The sequence below is a fragment of the Thermoplasmata archaeon genome (assembly GCA_038851035.1).
In the GTDB taxonomy this organism is placed as follows: domain Archaea; phylum Thermoplasmatota; class DTKX01; order VGTL01; family VGTL01; genus JAWCLH01.
The window spans coordinates 38,934-60,824 of sequence record JAWCLH010000014.1; the positions used below are offsets into that span (position 1 = coordinate 38,934).

At 61.4% G+C, this 21,891-nt stretch carries 17 protein-coding genes and 1 tRNA gene; 11 read left to right on the forward strand and 7 right to left on the reverse strand.

The features are described from left to right. Positions 1-267 precede the first annotated feature (267 nt). From QW379_05855 to yjjX, 3 genes are all read left to right on the forward strand, one after another. Positions 268-3,078 (forward strand): kelch repeat-containing protein, encoded by a 2,811-nt coding sequence (locus QW379_05855; protein MEM2869927.1) that lies wholly within the window; start codon positions 268-270, stop codon positions 3,076-3,078. 169 nt (positions 3,079-3,247) lie between these two features. After that, positions 3,248-3,454, forward strand: a complete 207-nt coding sequence (locus QW379_05860; protein MEM2869928.1) for a DUF2116 family Zn-ribbon domain-containing protein — start codon at positions 3,248-3,250, stop codon at positions 3,452-3,454. A gap of 3 nt (positions 3,455-3,457) precedes the next feature. Continuing rightward, entirely contained in the window at positions 3,458-4,555 is a 1,098-nt protein-coding gene (gene yjjX / locus QW379_05865; protein MEM2869929.1) for an inosine/xanthosine triphosphatase, read from the forward strand. On the opposite strand, the gene QW379_05870 is transcribed toward yjjX, so the two are convergent. Beyond that, positions 4,540-5,409, reverse strand: a complete 870-nt coding sequence (locus tag QW379_05870; protein ID MEM2869930.1) for a helix-turn-helix domain-containing protein — start codon at positions 5,407-5,409, stop codon at positions 4,540-4,542. The two genes, yjjX and QW379_05870, sit on opposite strands and share 16 nt — an antisense overlap. Before the next feature lie 20 nt (positions 5,410-5,429). Here QW379_05870 and QW379_05875 point away from each other — a divergent pair, with 20 nt between their 5' ends. After that, the gene (locus tag QW379_05875; GenBank protein ID MEM2869931.1) at positions 5,430-5,660 is read left to right on the forward strand and encodes a 4Fe-4S binding protein; all 231 of its coding nucleotides are present in this window, start codon (positions 5,430-5,432) and stop codon (positions 5,658-5,660) included. Next, positions 5,657-6,859: an NAD(P)/FAD-dependent oxidoreductase gene (locus tag QW379_05880; protein ID MEM2869932.1), complete on the forward strand. Its 1,203-nt coding sequence runs from the start codon at positions 5,657-5,659 to the stop codon at positions 6,857-6,859. The genes QW379_05875 and QW379_05880 overlap by 4 nt, the downstream gene beginning before the upstream one ends. A gap of 337 nt (positions 6,860-7,196) precedes the next feature. On the opposite strand, the gene QW379_05885 is transcribed toward QW379_05880, so the two are convergent. From QW379_05885 to QW379_05900, 4 genes are all read right to left on the reverse strand, one after another. Further along, positions 7,197-7,294: transfer RNA gene (locus QW379_05885), tRNA-Phe, on the reverse strand. Positions 7,295-7,453: 159 nt separating this feature from the next. Next, complete coding sequence (locus QW379_05890) at positions 7,454-7,918, reverse strand: hypothetical protein (protein ID MEM2869933.1); 465 nt, start codon at positions 7,916-7,918, stop codon at positions 7,454-7,456. Between the two features lie 5 nt (positions 7,919-7,923). Further along, a complete protein-coding gene (locus tag QW379_05895; protein MEM2869934.1) occupies positions 7,924-11,757 on the reverse strand; it encodes a hypothetical protein in 3,834 nt (1,277 codons plus the stop codon). A gap of 64 nt (positions 11,758-11,821) precedes the next feature. Further along, positions 11,822-12,892 carry a M24 family metallopeptidase gene (locus QW379_05900; protein ID MEM2869935.1) on the reverse strand — a complete coding sequence of 357 codons (1,071 nt, stop codon included), beginning with the start codon at positions 12,890-12,892 and terminating at the stop codon, positions 11,822-11,824. A 115-nt stretch (positions 12,893-13,007) separates the two neighbouring features. On the opposite strand from QW379_05900, the gene QW379_05905 reads away from it, so the two are divergent. Beyond that, positions 13,008-13,700 carry a 6-hydroxymethylpterin diphosphokinase MptE-like protein gene (locus tag QW379_05905; GenBank protein ID MEM2869936.1) on the forward strand — a complete coding sequence of 231 codons (693 nt, stop codon included), beginning with the start codon at positions 13,008-13,010 and terminating at the stop codon, positions 13,698-13,700. A 43-nt stretch (positions 13,701-13,743) separates the two neighbouring features. Here the strand turns inward: QW379_05905 and QW379_05910 are convergent, their stop codons facing one another. Next, complete coding sequence (locus tag QW379_05910; protein MEM2869937.1) at positions 13,744-14,634, reverse strand: radical SAM protein; 891 nt, start codon at positions 14,632-14,634, stop codon at positions 13,744-13,746. 179 nt (positions 14,635-14,813) lie between these two features. Here QW379_05910 and QW379_05915 point away from each other — a divergent pair, with 179 nt between their 5' ends. The 5 genes from QW379_05915 (at position 14,814) to QW379_05935 (ending at position 21,314) form a co-directional block, all read left to right on the forward strand. Beyond that, entirely contained in the window at positions 14,814-15,503 is a 690-nt protein-coding gene (locus tag QW379_05915) for a metal-dependent transcriptional regulator (protein MEM2869938.1), read from the forward strand. Positions 15,504-15,521: 18 nt separating this feature from the next. Beyond that, positions 15,522-17,480 carry a ferrous iron transport protein B gene (gene feoB / locus QW379_05920; protein ID MEM2869939.1) on the forward strand — a complete coding sequence of 653 codons (1,959 nt, stop codon included), beginning with the start codon at positions 15,522-15,524 and terminating at the stop codon, positions 17,478-17,480. Positions 17,481-17,528: 48 nt separating this feature from the next. Then, positions 17,529-18,911: an FAD-dependent oxidoreductase gene (locus tag QW379_05925; protein ID MEM2869940.1), complete on the forward strand. Its 1,383-nt coding sequence runs from the start codon at positions 17,529-17,531 to the stop codon at positions 18,909-18,911. Between the two features lie 52 nt (positions 18,912-18,963). Beyond that, positions 18,964-19,584, forward strand: coding sequence for a hypothetical protein (locus tag QW379_05930; protein ID MEM2869941.1), 621 nt, complete (start codon positions 18,964-18,966; stop codon positions 19,582-19,584). 77 nt (positions 19,585-19,661) lie between these two features. Further along, positions 19,662-21,314, forward strand: a complete 1,653-nt coding sequence (locus QW379_05935) for a transglutaminase domain-containing protein (protein MEM2869942.1) — start codon at positions 19,662-19,664, stop codon at positions 21,312-21,314. Here QW379_05935 and QW379_05940 read toward each other — a convergent pair. After that, positions 21,311-21,865 carry a DUF1922 domain-containing protein gene (locus tag QW379_05940; protein MEM2869943.1) on the reverse strand — a complete coding sequence of 185 codons (555 nt, stop codon included), beginning with the start codon at positions 21,863-21,865 and terminating at the stop codon, positions 21,311-21,313. The genes QW379_05935 and QW379_05940 overlap by 4 nt on opposite strands. Positions 21,866-21,891 lie beyond the last annotated feature (26 nt).

Here is a 21,891-nt window from a genome sequence, read left to right on the forward strand (position 1 = left end):
GAACTGATTATGTTTGGCGGCGCAAAGGACCCTCTTTTCTGGGAATTCTCTGACGAGACATGGACGTATAATACTAAATCGAATCAATGGACCAAACGGATCGTTGATGCCGCCCCTCCACCCCGGTTTGAGCATGCCATGGCATTTGACCGTGACACCGGAGTAGTTATTCTATTCGGTGGGTGCATTTGGAAAGATTATTCCCATTCCCTGATACCTTTCAATGACACATGGACATATAATTTGACCCAGAACGTCTGGACCAATATGACCCCATCTATATCCCCTCCCAAACTGTACAACCCCCATCTGTCCTACGAAATGGTATATGACGAATATTTGAAAAAGATGGTCCTGTTCGGAAACGACGAGACCTGGACCTACGATGTGAAGAGTAATGTCTGGACCAACATAACCAGTGAAATAAGGCCGTATGCGCGCGGCCTCCACGCATTCGCCTATGACCCGGTCAACAAGGCGGCCGTTCTTTTCGGGGGCTGGAACAGCTCCGCACGATTCGGCGATGTCTGGATATTTGACTCGGTCAACAGATCGTGGAGCTGCAGGAAGATGGTTCAATACCCCCGCCCACGAAATAGGCATACCATTGGATATGACGAACGGAATCAATTGGTTGTTATTTTTGGCGGTTTTGATGAATGGAGAGGCATAATAACTTTAAACGATGTCTGGACCTATGAAACTAGCACCAATACATGGACATATATTCCAGCACCCGACCCGCCGCCCACAAGACATGACCATGGGATGGTCTACGACTGCAGAAATGGTGAGTTCATTATCTTCGGCGGTGAACATCGGGAGATCAGTCCGAAGATATACATCAGTGAATCAGTTCTAAACGACACCTGGTCCTTCAATCTCTCGACCAGGACCTGGAAGAATTTAACGCCGATTATTTCCCCCAAGTCTCGATGTCACCATCTCATGGTATATGACTCCAGCCATCACGAGATTGTTCTCTATGGCGGGATAGGCCAGTGGGATGCTTTATATCGGGACACATGGATTTTCAACATCAGCACCTGTACATGGAAGGAGGTTACTCCAGCCACCTCACCATTTTGGGACCCACATCATGAAACCATCGCCTTCGCATTCGACCCGCAGAGTAATTTGTGCGTGATGATAGGAAACTACACATTTGGCATATGGCTCTACGATTATTATAATAATATATGGATTCAGAGGACCAATCCTTTTTCTCAAATTCGTGGAATATATAGAGCGATAATTGATTCAAAACGGAATCAATTAATATTTGAGGTTAACGGAGATGAGCCAACCGAGATGTGGACCTATGACGTTAGGAACGATAGTTTGAGGAAAATCTGGGGGAGTTCGCAGTTCATTGGAATTGTGGGATGGTGGTATCCGGCCTATGATGCACTGAACGACGCCATCGTGTCGTTTTGGGGCTATGATGTCTACATTGATTTCCGGGGGTATATTTCATCCGGCGTGTATACCTCACCATCATTCTGGGCGGGTGGAGAGGCATACTTCGGTCGAATAAGTTGGGAGGGCACGGTCCCGGAGGGCACATCAATAAAGCTCCAGCTCCGGTCCGCGAAGACGCTGGAGGAGCTGGAGCGGGCCCCGTTCGTCGGTCCCGACGGCTCCGCGGGCACTTTCTATCGTCGGAGCGGAGAGGCCGTAAGCAGCGCTCACAACGGCTCCTCCCGGTTCCAGTACAGAGCGTATCTCGAGACCTCCAGCCACACCCTCACTCCGGTGTTGAAGTCCGTGACAATAAACTACAACATCATCCACAATCTTACTGTTCTTCTCCCGGCCACGGGCGATGTCTGGACGGGCGAGAAGGAAATCGCCTGGCTGGCGAGCGATGCCGATAACGACTCCCTTTCTTTCGATATCTATCTGGAGAGGGGGCCCGAAATCGCGGCACTGGTGACTGGCCTGCCGAACGAAACAAGAAAGTGGCTCTGGAACACCAGCGAGATTCCAAATGGAACCTACAGAATTCTTATCGTTGCCCGGGACAACAACCCGTCGATTCCTCTGAGTGTCAGCGCGAGCTCCGAGGAATTTGCGATACGCCATCCCTCCCCTCCGAACCATCCTCCGCTTGTGACTCTCGTATTCCCGCCCAATAACTCAATAATAAATTCCACAACGGCGGAGCTGATGTGGAACGGCACGGATTTCGATGGCGACGCATTGAATTACTCGGTTTACCAATCAGAAAATCCAGTATTCGACAACACGACCGGGGTCATTAAGACAAATGAGACCTCTGTTGTTCTGGAGGGCCTAAAGGACTTGACCACATACTACTGGTCGGTGGATGCATGGGACGGGAAGGCCGGCTGCACGGGCTTCCCCCTGGAGGTCTGGAGCTTCACGGTCCGGCTGCCCCCGGCCAACCGGCTGCCCAGAATCGCTCCCATCCCGGCACTTTCCGTGATGGCCGGCGAGGAACTGATTTACAACGTAACGGCAACGGACGAGGATGGTGATGCGCTCGTTTTCTCCCTGATTCAAGGCCCTTCGAACCTTTCAATCGATTCTGGCACGGGCAGGCTGCGCTGGAAGCCGGAGCCATCTGACGCCGGGAGCCACAACGCGACGGTCCGGGTTTCGGATGGAAGGGGTGGTGAGGACGAACAGAGTTTCTCTATAACCGTTCTTCCCCCTCCTCCCCCCCAGAAGCCCACATGCAGAATCACCCACCCTGCCAACGGGACGAGGGTGAGCGGCCGCATCCAGGTACGCGGTACTGCGGCTGACGGAGCCCTGGCCCTGGTCTCAGTCCAGGTAAGAGTCGACGGCCGCACCTGGCTTGAGGCAGAGGGTCTGCACAACTGGTCCTGCTCGCTCGACACAAAGAAGCTGAGCAACGGGAGGCATTGCGTTGAAGCGAGGGCGTTTGATTCCAAGTTCTATTCTGAAGCGGCCTCCATCGACCTTCTGGTGACCAACCCGGGGCCCGGCGTCTCGATGGATCGGCCTCCATGGACTCTTCCACTGGTCATTATGGCCGCCACTATCACCGTGGGAATATATTTGGCGGTCCGCAGGAGAACAAGAGAATAATTGAGAATCGCTCCGAGCACCTCGTGCACGGGGGGCTCAGCCGGCACCGCCGTTTGCGCCTGGGGGTATTATCAAATCCTTTCCTTCCTGACCTTTGGAGAACTAGTAAATTGTATATCCTGCCCGCCCCCGGGAAAGGCTTTTAAGCCGCGCCGCCCAATTCTCGGGCATGGCGGAGGGAAAGCTGCCCCAGCACAGGCACTGCACCGTCTGCGGAAGGGCGATAAGGCTCAGGGAGCAGTACTGCTCGGCGGAGTGCGAGGCCGAGTGGACCAGGATGTCGAGGACGAAGAAGAACCTCCAGATGGTGCTCTACATCTCAATGACCGTGATGATTGTCGTCCTTGTGCTCTCGATGGCGATGGGGGGTCGGTAGAGGATGGGCGCCCCGCGGCGGAGACGCCCGACTAGGGTCTGCGTCGGCGGAACTTTCGACAGACTCCACATCGCCCACAGAGTTCTCCTGACGAGGGCCTGGGAGGCCGCCGCCGGCGTCCGGTGCGCCGCGCCGCTCCTTCCGCCGAAAAGGGGAGCGCGCGGGCCCCGGGGACCCAGTTATCCGCGGCCGAAAAGGCGGGGCGTGGTAGTGGTCGGGGTGGCCTCGGACAGAATGGCGGCTCGCAAGGGGCGGGGGGCGGTCCAGAGTTACGCGGTCAGGGCCGCGGCCGTGTCTCGCTTCCTGAGGTCGATAGGGGCCGATTTCAGGGTCGTGAGGCTGGAGAGCCGAGAGGGGGCCGCGGCCACAGAGGACTTCGACGCCATTGTTGTTTCGGAGGAGACGGAGCCCGTGGCCCGCCGGATAAACCGCCTCAGGCGCGCGAGGGGCCTCAGGCCTCTGGCCATAATAACCGTCCCGATGGTCCCCGCCGAGGACGGCCTCCCCGTGTCCTCCTCGAGAATTCGCTCGGGCGAGCTCGACCGGGAGGGGCGGCTGAGGAGGCTCAGGGTCGCCGTCGGCTCCACAAACCCGGTGAAGCTCGCCGCGGTCAGGGCGGCGCTGAAGCGGGTCTTCAGGGGCAGGAGGGTGAGCGTCAGGTCGGTCCGGGTGAGCCCCGGCGTCCCGGCCGAGCCCATCGGGAATGATGTAATCCGGGGAGCGGTGAACCGCGCGAGGGAGGCGCTCCGCCGGAGCCGCGCGGACCTCGGGGTGGGCATCGAGGCGGGCCTTTTCTGGTTGCGGGCCCTGCGCGATTTTCTCGACGTCCAATATTGCGCAATTGCGGACAGGGGCGGAAGGGTGACGCTGGGCCACGGCCCCGGCTTCAGATACCCCCCGGCGGTGATTGAGAGGGTTCGCGCGGGCGAGACCGTGGGCGGGGCGATGGGCGGGATAACCGGGATAAAGCGCATCGGCAGGAAGGGGGGCGTGGTGGGCTATCTCTCGAGAGGGGCTCTGGACAGGAGGAGGCTGACCGAGAGCGCCGTGATTGCCGCCCTCATACCGCGCCTGAGCCCGGGGCTCTACTCCGGCCCCTGAGGGCCCCCGGGCCTGTCCCCCTCCCCCTTCACAGCGCTCCGGGGTGCGGGCCCGGCGCGCGTGGCTCTGGATGCCCGGCGGCCGCTCCTCTGCGACTCGGCGACCAGATACTCCAGAAATCGCTCGAGGTGCTTTGAGAGCTCGGCGTTGTCCGTGAAGCCGCAGGCGCTCAGGTCGAGCGAGGCGAGCAGCGCCCTCTGGCCGTCGCTGATGACGTCCGTGACCAGAAGGGAGTCGTTCCGGATGACCCTGACACTGTCCCTGACCCTCTGGAAGGGGGTCGTGATGACCGTGACGCTGACTCCCCTCTGAATAGCGTTCGTGAACTTTTTTCCCAGATACTCCCTGATTTCCGAGAAGCAGGGGGTGCAGATGACGAACGAGCTTGTGGCGACGTCCAGCAGCTCCCGGATTTTCGCGAGGACCCTTTCCTTCCCAGTGATCGTGTAGATCAGCTGCGGCTCTCCCCTGTCCGCCACGATTTCATGCAGGAGCTCGAGCTTGTCGAAGGTCTCCGAGATTCCCGACTGGACCCTCTCCCGGATTCTCGAGGGGGGCTCCGGCTTGTAAATGACGGGCCTCCCGCTGGTCGCGACGGCGAAGCCCTTCTGCCTCAGCGCCTGCAGCACCTTGTAGGCCGAGGTCCGCGGAATCCGGGCCGTCGAGGCTATGCTCTCAGCGTCTCCGTAGCCCCGCGCCACGAGGGCGATGTAGCTCATCGCCTCGTAGGGCGAGAGGCCGAGCAGACCGAGCCTCTCCGAGGCCTCCCTGAACTCCTCTGCTAGGTCAATGGAGCTGGCGAGCTCGGCCACACCCCTCTCCTTCAGAATCCGACGCATCTCCTCGACTTTCATAAGTAGTAGTAAACGCTACAATAAATTTAAGTGTTCTCAGGGTTCTCCGCAGGCGGGATGAGAGGATGGGGAAGAGGCCGGTGATTGACAGGACGCGCTGCATGCACTGCGGGGCCTGCGTAGGCTCCTGCCCGGAGAACGCCGCGACCCTCGAGGAGGTCTGGGTGGAGTTCGGCGAGGGCTGCACGGGCTGCGGCATCTGCTCGAGGGCCTGCCCCGCCGGAGCGATTTCGATGGAGGGCTCCGGATGAGCGCGGAGCGGAGCGTGGAAGTGCTCGTCGTCGGTGCAGGGCCCGCGGGCAGCGTCAGCGCGAGGCACGCCGCTCGCGCAGGAGCGAGGACCCTGATAATAGAGAAGAGGCAGGAGATCGGCTCGCCGGTGCGCTGCGGCGAGGGCATCGCGCGCGCCTGGCTCGAGGAGCTGGGCATTCGCCCCGATAAGAGATGGATATCGCACGAGGTCAAGGGGGCCAGAATCATATCACCCGCCGGGCACGTCGTGACGCTGACCGAGAAGCTGGCTGGCAACGAGTGCGGCTATGTGATCAAGAGGGACGAGTTCGACAGGACGCTGGCGGAGGAGGCGGCGGACGCGGGCGCGGAGGTCATGGTCAAGACGAGCGCCGTGGGCGTGATTCGCGAGGGAGGGAGGGTGGCGGGCGTCAGGGCTAGGCATATGGGCGAACTCATCGACATCCACGCCAAAGTGGTCATCGGAGCCGACGGCTTCGAGTCGCAGCTCGGCAGATGGGCTGGGATAGACACGTCGCTGAAACCCTCAGACATAAATGTTTGCTTTGAGTATACCCTGAAGGGCGTCGACATCAACCCCGACTTCAACGACTTCTACATCGGTTCCTGCGCGCCCGGTGGATACATCTGGGTCTTCGTGAAGGGCCCGGATAGCGCCAACGTGGGCATCGGGGTCCAGCTGAGCAAGATAAGGCCGGGGGAGAGGGGGGCGGCGAAGCGCTACCTCGACGCCTTCATAGCGAAGCACCCGGAGCTGGCGAAGGGGAGCCCCATCAGGGAGATCGCGGGCGCGGTCTCCTGCTGCCAGCCGCTCGAGAGCGTCGTGGCGGACGGAATTATGCTCGTCGGCGACGCGGCCCGGCAGATTGACCCCCTGACGGGCGGCGGCGTGGCGAACGCCTGCCGCGCGGGGAGGGTTGCGGGCGAGGTCGCGGCCGAGGCCGCGCGAACGGGCGACGCGAGCCGTCAGTTCCTCCAGAAGTACGAGAGGGGCTGGAGGAGAATCTTCGAGGACCAGATGTACAGGAACTGGATGGCGAAGGAGAAGCTCGTCACCCTTTCAGACGAGACATTCGACAAGGCCTGCGAGGTGCTGGCCTCAGCGGAGCTGGAGAGGGTCAACACAATAGAAATCCTGCGCCTCATCCAGAAGAAGTACCCAGAGCTCGTGAAGGAGTTCGAGGATCTGATCCACTGAGCCATCGAGGTCGCGCCGTGGAAGAGGGCGCATGTGCCCGACCTCGTGGGGTGAGTGAGATGACGAGCGTCGGGCACGAGAGGCGAGCCCCGATAGGGGCGAGCCTGCGGGCGGCGAAGCCGCCCGCGCGCGCAGTTATTTTTGTGCACTTTTAGGAAGTTGGGAGGGGGAAGAGGGCGCATGTGCCCGACCTCGTGGGGTGAGTGAGATGACGAGCGTCGGGCACGAGAGGCGAGCCCCGATAGGGGCGAGCCTGCGGGCGGCGAAGCTGCCCGCGCGCGAAGCATTCTTTTTGTGCACTTTTTCTTTGGAACAATAGCCTAGATAAGAAAAAGTGTGCCGCAGGCCGGACTTGAACCAGCGACCTCAAGATCTCCGCCCTGAGGCTGTGCGCAGGACTTCAGTCTTGCGCTCTCCCAGCTGAGCTACTGCGGCCCGCGCAGCAAAAAGAGGTAGGGATAGAAATACCTTATGGAGCCTGCGACCATCTCCTGGGAATGAAGAGCCCGGTCAGCCCCAGACCTCCTCGGTTGAGCGGGTGGGAGGGAGACTGATGAATTCGGGCCAGAGTTGCGGAGACCATCCCGGACCTATTTAAAAAGAGAATATGGAGTCCTCCCACTCCTGATTCATCCACGGCTCCCCTGTGGTGTGGGACCACCGGGCCTTGAAGCACTTTCCACCCGCCACGAACTCGATTGTGATGATAATCGTGTAGCTGTCGTACTGGTCGCCCCTGAAGGTCAGGGCGTCGAGTCTATGGGGCGGCGCGAACGCCGGCACCGAACTCACCCTGTACTCCCTCTCACCCATCTCTGAGTCTTTGGAGTCCACGACCTCAACTCGGAGAATCACCCTCTCCAGGGCGAGCGTGCCCGCGTTACGGAGCTCGGGGTCAATGTTGATTCGGTTCAGCACCCCCTCGTTGTAAAAGACCCTCACCTTCAGCTCCGTGCGCGGGATGACTACGAAGTAGAGTAGCGGCGGCAGGACGATGAGGAGGGCGACGAGCGCCACCGCCCTCCGCCTCCTCTTCTTCAGCACCGCATCATCGCTCACCGTCATCATCCCCCTAAAAGGCTCCAGAGCAGGGAGGCCACCGGGAGCGGCACGAGAAGATGGTCATCGCCCCTCGAGGCCCCGAGCGCGAGGCCATTCGAGAATAGCTGCATCCCGAGCGGGAGCGGGCCGCGGCTGCGCGAATCGAGCAGCACGAGCCTCCCCTCCCCATCCCCCCCTCCGGGACCAAAGCTGGTTCTGACGGAGAGCTGCAGGGTGTCCGCGCTGAGCCCGCAGAGGCTGAAGGTCGGGTAGGAGCCGAAGACGAGAGACGAGCCCAGGTCCAGGGACTTCAGAGCCTCCGCGTAGAGGCCCAGCGCCCTTATCCTCAGACCCTCCCGATACGGGAGGTCCCGGACGCGCAGGTACAGCTCCTCGACACCGTCCGAGCGAATTCTGTAGAACCCGCCCGAGTGCCGCGCGCTCAGGACCCTGCCCGCGTCCTTCACCTCGACCTGGTAGGAGCTCCTCTGGCCAGTCGCCCGGCCGTCGAGGTCTATGAAAATGTCCAGGTCCGCCCTGTCGCTCTGAAGCGAGAGCTCCGGTAGAATCTGCGTCGGCGGGTCCCGCGCCTCGAAGGATGGCGGGGGGTCCAGGGAGGCGTTGAGCGAGAGGGGGAGCTGGTGCAGAAGGACGGTGCTGGAGCGCCAGAAGTCCCTGACAAGCCTGGAGTTTTTTATGAAAAGGTGCTCGAGGTTAGAGGTCGCCTTATAATCTATACCGACCCGCTCGCCCATGCATCCCCGGACGTCCATCTCCTCCGGCAGCGCCGAGCCGAAGGCTAGGAAGCGCGTGCTCATTGGGGGGAGGCGCGAGAGGGAGACGAGGAACGGCCCGAGCGCGGAAGAGGCCCTAAGCGCGAGCCCCGCCGCTAGTACCTCACGGCCGTAGGTTGCGTTCTGAGAGACGGTGCCATTAATAGAGAGGTCCAGAGCGGAGGGGAGACCTGTGAGGTAGGCAAGGATGTCCCTCCCCGCGACATTCTCCATGTCGAGAGCCATCCAGTCGTGGCGCGGGTGGAAGCCTTTTATTGCGATGGAAAAGCCGAGCTCGTCGCCCTCGCTCCGGCTCGAGAGCGAGGTCTCCCGGCCCAGCCTGAGGAAGAGGCGTGTGCTAAAGCATGTGGTGTTCCTTCCCTGCGGCTGGAGCTGCCTGGAGGCTATTCCGTGGACCCAAGGGGCCTCGACCAGCCTCCCCCTCTGGATGTCGCCTATCAGGGTGGTGTCGGAAAGGGCGCGGATGATTATGGTGGAGTTCCGGCCGAGGCCGGAGACCTGCTCCTCAATGAATCCGGAGATTCGTTCCGCCACATTGAGGATGTCCTCGCCGAGCTCGGTTACCGCGAAAACCGCGGTGGAGAAGCCCACGATGCTCGTGGCGCCCATCAGGTCCGGTATCTCTAGTCCCCAGCCACCCAGAAGGGTGCCCATGCCGAGCGAGAGCTCCGCAGGCATCGGGTCAATGACGAGCCTAGCGGCGAAGTCTTCTGTGGTGTTGTCGATGTAGACCCGAAGGGGCTCGTCCGTCCTCAGGCCGAGCTCGACCCTCCCGTTCTCTCCCGTGGCAAGGCCGAGCCGTGTCAGGCCGGAGAAGGAGGCCCCGAAGGAGGTGCCGCCCCCGCCGGACCTGACCACGATGTGGTTGCCTCTGAGCGAGTAGAGCTCGCTGTCGGTCGCGAGAATTCCCAGTCTCTCCACGGGGCGCTCGGGGGGCGTCTCGATGACGAGCTCCTCCGGGCTCTGGCGCACACTGATGCTCTCGGGCAGGCCCTCGACCGATATGCCCAGAAAGTGCTCCCTGACCCAGCCAGTGTAGACGAGGCGCTCTATGCTCTCGCTCGTCGAGACCCTCAGGGTCCTGTTCGAGGGCGACTGCTCGAGCACGAAAACGGAGGGCAGGGGCAAGACCTCCAGCGTAGCGTTGGACCTGCGGGGCTCGTCCACGAAGAGCGCCGTCAGGCCCTGCTTCGTCGAGCTCCTTAGGTTTATGAAGGTTCCGTTCCTGAAGTCGCCGTCGAGGCCTGCGAGGCCCGAGAGGCGGGCGCTGAAGGAGATGTTCATCACCGAGCCGGCCGACGTGGGGAGGGAGAGGTTGTAGAAGGATAGAAAATTTCCCTCCCTTAGTATATAGGGCCCACTCGCGAGCCAGAGCTCGAGCCCGCCCAGGCGCTGCTCTTGCGGCATGGAGAGCGAGACCCAGCCATCCCTCTCTGGCATCCTGAGGACGTTCTCAGGAATCGACCTCAGGGTCCGGGCGATGGTCGCGAACTTGCCTGCGAATCGGACCATGACGCTGTCGATCAGGCGCGCGACGAGACCCATCCCCGGCTCGTTGTTTATGATGAGCGGGGAGGCGCCCCCGACCTCGAAGGTCCCACGGAACTCGATGAGCGTGGGGACGTCTGTGAGTAGGACGTGCATGTGCTTGTACTCGCTTCTGTCCTTGCTGTAAAACTCCCATTCATTGTACTCGAAGCGAGCTATCCGTGCCGAGGCCTCGAAGCGCGCGTAGTTCCCCTCCGCAGAAGCGTTGTCCAGCCTGAGGACCATGGACTCCGGGGCGCTCTGGATGGAGAGGGTTCCGTAGGTCAGGTTCCCCCTGTCCACCGAGACCTCGGCTTCGACACGGCAGGGCGCGTCCGCGCTCCAGCGGAGGTGGTTGAAGGGCATGTTAAAAGCGGGGCTATCCAACCAGACCGACATCTTCTCCGGCACAGCGAAGAAGCCGGGGGCGGTGCTGAGGTCGATTCTGAGCCAGCTCCTCTCGACGAGACTCCGCGAGACCGCCTTGGCGTATCCGAGCATCATCGAGAGGCTGTCGAGGGGACCCGTGGAGATACTGATGTTGTAGGGTCCAGATATGTCACCGATGAGGGATGCGTTGCCTAGCGTGAAGTTTTGTAGCAGTTCCCCGAGAATCTCGCGCAGGCTCCCGTGGGTGTTGACCTTGTCCGCGGTGACCGAGGCTTCGAAACGCTGGGGCAAATCCGTGAAGTTGAGGCTGATTATCCAGATATAGTTGAGGCCCTGATATGTGAAGGACTTCAGGAACGAGACCTCTACAGGCAGGGGGGCGGCGGGGCCGGCGAGCCTCTCGATCTCCGCCCTTATGCCCCCGCTGAAGTTGAACTGCCAGTCCGAGAACTCGGGCGGTATAATGCTGACCAGGTGCGGCCTTTCAAATGTGTAGTTCTCTATAGTGACGGAGAGTCGGGCCCGGAGCTCGCTCCCCGAGGCGTTCCCGGTCGAGAGGTTCCCATCGGCGTCCACTTCCACCCACCTCTCCCAGTCCACGATGTGGACGCCGCTCTCGTCCACCCTGAAATCCAGCGTGGGCCGGAGGCTCCCCCTGCTCCAAGTCCTCAGGCCTCCGTGCAGCGTGGAGACCCAGTAATTGAGGGGGCCCTGAAGGAGCCACTCGAGTATCGAGGTGCCGTTGAGGTCGGTGTTTGATTCCGCATCCGTGAAAATGCCGGGAGGGGTGAAGGAGGGCATTTCCGGCTCGACCAGCTCGTACTCGAGTGAGGGCAAGACCTTCTCCATCTTCAAGGGCTGGATGGCATCTATCGCCCCATGCGCCTCCCTGAGAAGCGCCGGGGAGTTGTAGAGGGAGCGCATCGTGGCCTGGAGGGCCGTAAGGGCCTCGAGGACGCCGTAGGTTGTTGAGGGCATGGGGGGCTCAGGCGGCCCAGCCGCTAGAAGCGGCAAGAGAGGGGTCACGATCACCGAAACCACCGTGGCCAGAATAATTAAGCGGAGGCGCGGGAACCCCCCGCGCCGCCTGCCCGGAAAGCTCAAGAATCGACAATCGCCCCTCCCCGTGTACCCTTTCCGCTCCATGCGCCAAAAACCCATCCGGTCAATTATCGTTATAGAAGCGTATTAAACATTGTGGTGCGGTCGCTCAGGGGCCGCAGGGCGCCCGCGTGAGCACCCTCGCTCCCGAAGTGGTCACGAGAACGTCCTGCTCCACCCTCACTCCGCCCAGCCCCGGAATATAGACCCCGGGCTCCACCGTGAAAACCATACCCCTCTTCATCACATCTTTCGAGAATGGGCCGGCCGCTGGAGCCTCGTGGACCTCGAGCCCCAGTCCATGGCCGGTTGAGTGGACGAAGTACTTCTCTAGCCCTCGGGCCTCGAGAGCGCGCCTGCAAGCCCTGTCCACTGCGCTGAGCCTCTTCCCCGGCCCAACGGCCCTCACGCCTGCCCTGAGCGCCGCAAGAACCGCTCCGTGGGCCATCAGGAGGGACCGTGGAGGAGTTCCAACGGCAATCGTCCGGGTGATGTCGGAGCAGTATCCCCCCACATATACGCCGAAGTCGCAAACCACCATCGTGTCCCTGATGACCGTCATATCGCTGTCATGGTGGGGGTAGGCGGCGTGAGGCCCCGCGGCGATGATCGTCGGGAACGCGAGCGCCTGCGCGCCCTCCGAGCGAAGGAGGCGGTCGAGCTCTCCCGCCGCCTCTAGCTCCGTTATTCCATTTTTCAGAATCGATGGCAGCTCCCTCGCCCCCCTGTCCGCGATGGCGCAGGCCTTTTTTATCAGCGCCAGCTCCTCATCGCTCTTTATGGCGCGCATCTTCTCCACTACGTCGAGCTGCGTCTGCTTGAGGCTCCCCAGCCCCTCGATTCTCCTGTCAACGAGAACTCTCCCGGCGCCGAGCCCTTTAAGAATTCGCCTCAGCGCAACCGGCGCGGTCCTGCCCTCCGACCTCCTTCCGGGGAGGCGCCCCCAGACCCTGACCGAGCCCACGGCGCACTCCGCCTCTGTTCTGTTTTTCTCGAGGAAGGACGTGAGAGCGAGGGGGGCTTCACCGTTCGTGAAAACGAGATAGGTTGGCGGAGCTGCGGTGTATAGATGGGAGCAACAGAGGTATCGGATATTCGCTGGGTAGTGGACAACAAAGGCCCGGGCGCGCGACTTCTCGATGGCAAGTCCGATTCTCCTCCACCGACGGTCGTACTCCAAGCGAAGACCTCCGCCCCCGGATGGGGCGGGAAGGTTATTAATGGTTGGGCAGGGAACCCCGTTGGCCCGGGCTTGCGCAACCTATATATCTAACCATCTATTAGTGGCCAGTGCAATGGACTTCAGCGAGTGGGAGAAGTACTACAAGCAAATCCTGCTCGACTTCGGCTACGACCGCTCTAAGGACGAAGAGGCGGCAGAGGTTCTGGCCGGGCTCTCAGAGGGCCACGAGCTAGCCGGCCCCGAGGAGCTGAGGAAGCAGCTTTCCGACAGGGAGGTTTGTGTGTTCGGTGATGGACCAAGCCTCGGGGAGGCGCTCGAGAGCAAGCAATTCCACGGGACTCTCGTGGCGGCAGACGGCGCGACCTCGGCCCTGATGGCAAAGGGAATCGTTCCGGACATTATTGTGACGGACCTTGACGGCAAAGTCGAAGACCAGGTAGCCGCAAACGAGAGGGGCGCGATAGTGGTCGTCCTGGCACACGGGGACAACATCCCGGCGCTGAGAGAGTGGGTGCCTAAGTTCAGGGGCAAGCTCGTTGTCACCAGCCAGTCCGCTCCAGTGAAGCACCTGCACAACTTCGGGGGCTTCACGGACGGTGACCGGGCGGTCTATCTTGCGGACCACTTTGGCGCGAGAAGGATAACACTCGTCGGTTTCGACTTCGCGAGTGACCGCGGTCCTCCATACACAGACCCCGACGAGCTCGACATGAGCGACAGAGCGAAGGTGAAGAGACGAAAGCTGACCTGGGCCAACGTCCTGATCGCTATGCTCGACAACCCGGCGATTGAGTTTTTCAAATAATTTACATTACCTCGTTTCAAATCAGTTATTAATTAAAATCAACTCATAGCCCCCTCATCCACTCTGGCCTGAAGGCCTTCTCCCTCAGCGCGAGGTCTATCTGCTCCAGGACCTTTTGTTTATCGCCCAGAAGGGTGCCACCAATCGGGGCATAGTTTGAGGCGTGGTTCGCCCTGAATACGCAGTTGGATACTTCCAGCCCCTCGACCACCCTTCTCAGCTCCATCAGCGATTCGGCGGGGCCGAGCGGCGTCAGCCGCCCCGCCTCGACCTCCCTGCATATCGGCGCTGGCTCGACGAGCATCAGCGTCAGGGCGGCGGCGTATTCCGGGTCCATCGCATTCAGCACGCGGGCGGTCTCCCGTGCGTGCTCCTCAGTTCTCTCCCTTCCTCCGAGGCCGAGAATCCAGATGACCGATAGGGCGATGCCAGCTCCTCTGACCTTCGTGGCTGCGTCGATCATGTCCTCGGAGCTCGCCCCTTTCCTCACCGCTTTCAGTATAGTGTCGGAGCCGCTCTCCAGACCGAGATACACAATTCCCAGCCCAGCCTCTTTGAGCGCCTTCAGCTCCTCACAGGTCTTTCTCTTGATATTCATTGGGGAGCCGTATACGCCCACCCTCTCCAACCTCGGAAAGTACCTGCGGAGCATCTCCAGAATTCGCAGGAGGCGGGGTGCGGGAATCGTGAGAGCGTCGCCGTCAGCTAGGAATATGCGTTTGGTGTCCCTAAAAAATGGAAGGACCGCCCTCACATCCCTCTCGAGCTCCTCGAGGGACTTCACCCTAAATTTCTTGTCCAGATAGGAAACGCAAAAAGTGCACCTGTTGTATGAGCAGCCGATGGTAGCCTGGAGAATCAGGCTGGTTGCCTCCGATGGTGGGCGGTAGACGGTACCCTCGTAAATCGAATTGAGCGGGTCTGGGAATCGCATTGGTGGAGAGAGAGGGATGGGCGTTATTAACCTGTCGCCCTCGCGCGGGGGTTCCGCGGCCCAGGGGCGGGAGGGGATCTGGGCTCCTGCGGCCCGCGCGCGGCCACCCAAGCAACGGCTCGGGTTCCACCGAAAATATTATATTTTAGGGTGCCCTAAACCTCCTCCAGAGGGGAGCGATGCCGAAGGAGGAGACTGAGGAGTACCTGGAGGCCATCCTAGACATTGGAGGGAGCGACGGTACAGCCAAGACCTCGGCGCTGTCCAAGAGGCTGAGGGTCACCCCGGCCAGCGTCACCGAGGCTCTCCAGAGGCTCTCCAGGGACGGCATGGTCCGCTACACGCGCTATAAAGGTGCCTCCTTGACCCCCCGGGGCCGGAGGCGCGCCGAGAAGCTGAAGCGCAAGCACAGGCTCCTCGAGGTTTTTCTGACGAGGGTCCTGCGCATGATGCCTCGGAGGGCCCATGTCGAAGCCTGCCGAATGGAGCATTCCCTATCTGATGAGACTGAGCGAGCCCTCTGCCGGAGCCTCGGGGGCCCGGAGAGCTGCCCGGACGGCAACCCGATACCGGCGTGTGACGTGGGCGAGCCAAGGTGTTCGGAGTGCACGCAAGCCGGCGGCGCTGCGAAGGAGCGAGCCAAGCCCACCCCATTGACCTCTCTCAAGCCTGGCTCCAGCGCTAAGGTGGCGTTCATCAATGGAGGGAGAGGTGTGGTACGGAGGCTGGCCGAGATGGGACTCACGCCCGGCTCACCCGTGCGCCTCCTCCGTGAGGCGCCGCTGAAGGGCCCCGTGGAAGTGGAGGTTAGGGGCTGCTGCCTCGCGATCGGGCGAGGAATCGCCTCGAGGATTTTCGTGGAGACATGAGTCCTGGGGGAGCGCCGGATGGAGGGAGAAGGGAGTGTGAGGGACGAGACCATCCGGCTTGGCGCAGGAGATGAGCTCGTACTCGCGCTCGTGGGCAACGCGAACGTCGGAAAGAGCGCCATATTCAACCAGCTCACGGGGCTGGAGCAGATCGTCGGGAATTGGCCGGGGAAGACGGTCGAAGTGGCCGAGGGTACTCTCGACCACCACGGCAGGAGAATTCGGGTCTACGACCTCCCGGGGACCTACTCTCTCTCCCCATTCTCGTCGGACGAGGAGGTCACCAGGTGTTTCCTGCTCTCCCGCAAAGCGGACGTCGTCGTCAATGTTGTGGACGCCACAGCTCTCGAGAGAAACCTCTACCTGACCCTGCAGATTCTAGAACTCGGTGTGCCGGTCGTCCTCGCGCTCAACTTCGCTGATGTCGCGAGAAAAAAGGGTGTGGTGATTGACGCAGCGAGGCTGTCGGAACTCTTGCAGATTCCCGTTGTCACTACGGTGGCGGTCAGAGGGCAGGGAATCCACGAGCTCGTCGACGCCGCGCTGGAACAGATAGGAAAAACGCATCCAATGCCCAGCCCTCGCTACGGTCCGGAGGTGGAGAAGAGGCTCCAGAAGCTGGAGAGCCTGCTCAACAGGTTGGTAGTCCACTACCCAGCGAGGTGGGCCGCACTCAGGCTTCTTGAGGGCGACGAGCGGCTTCTCGAGGAGCTGTCCTCGAAATACCCAGAGATACGCAGGGCCGTGGAGGTTCTCTCCGAGGAATGCTCCGCGATTCACCGGGAGCCGTGCCCGACGGTCATAGCTTCCGAGAGATACGCCTTGGTGGGTAGAATTGTCGCTGAGGTGCAGACTCTGATAATGCGCGATAGGCGCTCCAGGGCGGAGAAGCTGGACGCGATGAGCATGCACCCCGTCTGGGGGTACGTGATAATGCTCGTCGTGATGCTCTCGATACTTTTTCTGATTTCGCGGGTTGGAGGGTGGGTTGCATCAGCAATCGAGGATGGCTTCGAGGCACTCAACCCCCACGTGGGGGGCTTCTGGAGCGAGCTCTTCTGGAATGGGGCGGTGCTCGGCCTCTCGGCCGCTCTCGGCGTAGCGCTGGGCTTCCTCCTCCCCTTCTACCTCATCCTGAGCGCCCTGGAGAACTCGGGCTATTTGCCTAGAATAGCCTTCATCATGGACCGCCCCTGCCATTTCGTGGGGCTTCATGGAAAGGCGAGCATTCCACTCATTGTGGCCTTCGGGTGCAACGTGCCCGCCACTGTGGGCTGCAGAATTATAGAGACGCCGCGTGACCGTCTCATCGCGACCTTCCTCTCCACCCTTGTCCCCTGCTCCGCCAGAACCGTTGTCATTTTGGGAATCGTCGGGACCTACATGGGCCCAGCCTGGGCGATGGGGCTCTATCTTTTCGACTTCTTGCTGATATTCAGCCTTGGACGCGTTATGCACGCGCTCATGAGAGGACACTCGCGCGGAATAATCATGGAGATTCCGCCGTTCAGGACCCCCCTCCCGCGTGTGGTCGCGAAACAGGCCTGGACCCGCTTCCGGCCCTTCCTCACGATAGCGATCCCCCTGATTGTGGTGGGCAGCACGGCAATAGAGCTTCTCAGGCTGCTGGGGTGGCTCGACGACATCACCTCCGCCATGACCCCCGTCACAGTCGCCTGGCTCGGCCTGCCCGAGTTCACAGGTGTACTATTCATTTTAGGAATTCTACGAAAGGAGGCTGGCGTCGCCCTTCTCGCGGCCATGGCCGGCACGTCGGACATCCCATCGGTGATGACCCCCCTCCAAATGCTCGTTTTCACCCTGGTCATGATGATCTACATCCCTTGCATAGCAACCATCGCTGCTCTCGTGAAGGAAGAGGGCTGGAGGTTTGCGACCCTCGTGACACTCATAGAAATCGGCCTCGCCCTTCTGATTGGAGGGCTCGCCTTTAGAGTACTGGCGCCATTCTTATGAGAGCCCGGCAAAGCTTATTTCCAGCAAGCCATTGACGTCCTGATACGAATGCGAGTGGTTGTAATAGGGGGCGGCGCCGCAGGAAGCACCGCGGCCCAGTTCGCTCGGAAGACCAGCCGAAGGGCAGAGGTGATTCTGGTCAATCTCGAAAGGCACACAATGTACTCCCGCTGCGGCCTCCCCTACGCCATTTCAGGAAGAATTCTGTCCTTTGACGACCTGATAGAGTTCGACGAGGGGTGGTTCAGGAGGGCAGGCATAGAACTCAAACTCGGAACGGAGGCATTCAGCATCGACACTTCAAAGAGAACAGTAGCGGTGAGACCAGTGGGGGAGGATGGTGGCGAGGAGCTCAATTATGATTCTCTCGTCATCGCCACTGGCGCCTCGCCCCGGATGCCACCGGTCGAGGGGGCCCTGCGCTCTGGAGCACCTCTCGAAGGCATCCATCTCCTGCGAACCATCGAGGACGGAAGGGCGATTGCCGACCGCGCGGTCCGGGGCGCGCGCGCAGTTGTTGTCGGTGCGGGCTTGATAGGTCTTGAGATGGCAGAGGCGCTGTGTGCAAGGGGGGTGGAGGTGGCCATGATAGAAATTCTCCCAGAAATCCTTCTCGCCTCTCTGGATCCGGACATGGCGGCCGCGGCGAGGGAGCTCATTGAGAAAAGCGGTGTTGCAATGCACTGCGGCCACCGGGCTGTGGCAGTGCTCGGGGAAGGGCGAGTGCGGGGGGTTGTCATCGAGAATGTCTCGACGGGCGAGAGGAGAGAGCTTCTCGCGGACCTTCTGGTTTTCTCGACGGGCGCCAGTGGGAACACCGGGCTCGCGAAGAATGCGGGGTGCGAGATCGGGCCGACTGGGAACATAAAGGTAAATTCGAGATGTGAGACTTCGGTCAAGGGCATCTACGCCGCGGGCGACTGCACAGAATATATCGATTTAATAACGCGCGCCCCTGTGGCCGTGGGGATGGGCACGGTGGCGACCCGGCAAGGCATCGTGGCGGGCACGAACGCCGCCGGTGGAGCGGCCGAGATGCCGCCCGGCATCCTAAACACCCGCGTGAGCGAGGCCTTCGGAATGCAGCTCGCCGCCGTGGGGCCGACAGAGGAGCAGCTCAGACGCGCTGGAATCGAGCCGGTCGCCGGAAAGTTCACAGGCTCCACCCTTCCGTCCTACTTCCCAGGTGGAAAGCCGCTCACCGTCAAAGTGCTGGCCCATCCCGAGAGCGGGAGGCTTCTCGCAGCGCAGATAGTCGGCATGGAGAGGGTGCACATGAGAATCAACGCTCTCGCCGTCGCCATTCTCGCCGGGGTTAGCGTGGAGGAAATGGCGAGGCTAGAGACAGCCTACGCCCCGCCCATCGCCCCGACGCTGGACCCGGTAACTCTGGCGTGCGAGGCGGCCCGGAGGAGGCTGGGGCGGGGCTGAGCTTTATATATCCTTCAGAAAATTACTTATAGCTCCAGGGACAGATAATTGAGTGATGCGTCTGCTCCCCCTTGCACTGTCAATCATCCTTGTGATGCTGCCCCACGCCGCAGCGCAGGGCCCGATAGTGCCCCAGCTGACGCTGGAGCTCAATCCTGTCCATACTTCGGTGAACTCCACCTCCCTCCACGACACAAATGTCACGTTCGAAGGAACTGCGAAATTGGAGAAGCTCCCGCTTGTCAGGGCCGTTGTGGACCTCTCCAGCCAGGTTGACACGGGCTGGGCGAGCGAGGTCTCCCCCTCCTCAATGGTGTTTACGAGCAGCGGTTCCCAGAACTTCACAGTAGTGGTGGTAGTCCCCTCAGGCACGCGGGAAACAGAAGCCACGCTACGTGTGGACGGGAGGGCGGTCTGCCTGGGCCTCCAGGACACGACCACTGTAACCGCCGTAATAGCGGTGTTGGGCGCGCCGGACCTGAACTCATCGCTGCAGAACACCACGGGGAAAAACGGGAGCGCGTCATGGGGTCAGGGAGGGTCCGGTACCGGTGCTCAGTCCTGGACGAGCTATGCTCTCCCCGGCGGCGCCGCTGCCGTCATTGTGGCCTCCGCCGCCGGCCTCGTCGTCTGGCGGAAGAGGAGATTCCGCGCCGCCCCCGGCGTGTTCTGAGGGGCTCCTCACCCGGAGGGCGGAAGCAGGGCCCGCACCGATAATTTAATATCATCTGACGGGGCATCCCAACCCAGATGGTCGAGACGGGGGGCCGGAACCCGCGGGAGAGCCAGCAGTCGCGCGGGCCAGCGATTCCCGGGCCAGCGGCTCCGCAGCCGATATATAACCGGTCCGGGCCCGGGAGGCCGGTGGACGGTGTTCCCCCTCCAGCCCCGGCCCGGCCGCCCTCACCGGTCCGTCCCCCGTCCCCCCCGCTCCATCCGCACTACCAGCCCCCGGCCTACCAGCCCAGGCAGCCATTCCAAGTAGCCGGTGCGAGTGCATCCTCCTCGCTCGAGGAGTGGCAGAGGAGCCGCGCCGCAGCCCCCGTGCTCGAAGAGCATGAGGAGCAGCTGAGAAGAAGCCTCCTCCGGCCACAACCGGGAGAGGAGGCTCCGGCTCCTCTCAGAGGCGATGCGAGCTATCCGGGCGTTTCGGGAGCCCTTTATACTCCAGCCGAGGCGGGCCCCCCAGTCCCAATGGGCGTCACCCAGCCGCCGCTGCCCTCCAGACCACGGACGAGGAGCCACTGGCCCGTCGTGAAGGGCGTCACCGTCATCGTTGTCACCGCTCTCGTTCTCGGGGTCCTCCAGGCATCCGGGGCAATGGCGGGCTTCCGCGAATTTCTAGATAGGGAAGTATATAAGGGCCTGCCCGTTTACAGAAGCTACCCCATCTCCTCGGAGTTCGAGTTCAACAGGGTCATGGTCACAAGGACGAGCGGCGGAATCGTCGAGTACAGCGTGGACATCAGCATCCCGAGCACGATTCCAGGCCTGCAGGAGGTGGTCTCCCTGAGCACAAACCCCACCCCCACCTCGAGCACGGCAACCCAGTGGACGTGGTCGGGCACTCTGACGGGAGGGAGAGACCTCCAGGTTGTGATCGGATACCACGCGAGAGCGACCTTCAAGCAGTGGAAACTGAAGCCCGCTGACTCTGGGACAGTCTCCGACATTCCAGCGAGCTACTCAAAATACCTTGGCGACTGCTGGAAGTTCCAGCCGAGCAACCCCACAGTCAGGGAGCTAGCGCAGAGGTTGGCCGGGGGAACCAGAAATGTTCTCGAAAAGGTGACGAGGGTCTATGAGTATATCAGGGCGAACATCGCCTACATGAGTAACAGCCCAGAGGAGCCGAAGGACCCCGTGAGAACCCTTAGCGAGAGGAACGGCGACTGCGACGACCAGTCCTACCTATTCGGCTCCCTGCTAAGAGCTCAGGGGGTTCCTGTCTGGATGGAGCTTGGCCTTCTGTACGACCAGTCCAGGCGCGCGTGGGGTGGCCATGCCTGGGTCAGGGTCTATATCCCGCTCAAAAGCGGCGGGGGGGAAGTCGTGAATATCGACACCGCCAACGACCAGTTCCTCTTTCGAGACGCAAACCGGTTGACGGATTACATAGATGACGGCGATGCCGGCCACCTCCAGAGCTACTACGTCTCCTGGCGCTTTACCTACACCGGTCCCCCCCCAGTTCGGGAGGATAGGTACGATGCCCTGCGCTTCACCCCGAGCGATAAAACGGTGATAATAGAAAGTAGCGGCCCCGGGCCGGGTGCTCAGGCGGTCGGGGAGCTGTGGAAGATGCCGGGGCTAGAAGCCGGGGCCACTGCTTTTTCCGTGGCGGTAGCCCTCGTTCTCATTCAAGTTAGACGCCGCCGCACTTTTCTGCACCACCGGAGCTAACCCACCAGCGAGTATTTTCCGGGCGAGGGTTCGTAGACGAGCCCCATCTGCTTGAGTTTCTCAAGGCGGAGCTCGAGTTCTGCGACAGAGATTTTTTCACCGAGCGCCACGGCGAGTTTTTCGGCTGAGGAGGGCCCCGCGCGGGACAGGAACTCCAGAACCCTTTTCTCTAGTCGCGCCCCCCTCACCCCCTCCCCCTCCCGGAACCGAGCGGACCCATTGGTCCTTTCTACGTGACCGACCTCCGTCATCCCCTCGCCCGCACCGCTCGAGCGCTCCCTCTCCCCGCGGGCCTGAGGTTCGCCGCCACTCGTGCCTCCCCTACCTTTCTCTTTTCTATCCCCCAGACAAGTCTCGAGCCCCCCTCTCAGTTGAGCATTCATCCGACCCACCGCTTCGGCTAGGTCGGTCAGGGAACTCGTTCTGAAGTACTTCCTCAGCTTCTGGAGGGTGAGGGATCGACCGCAGCCTGGGCATCTCGCCGTTTTCGCACTTTCGCGGGCTCCCCTCGCCCGCCTGCACTTCGAGCAGACCACGACAACATAGGCCACAGACCTAGATCTCCCTCCAGTACAAT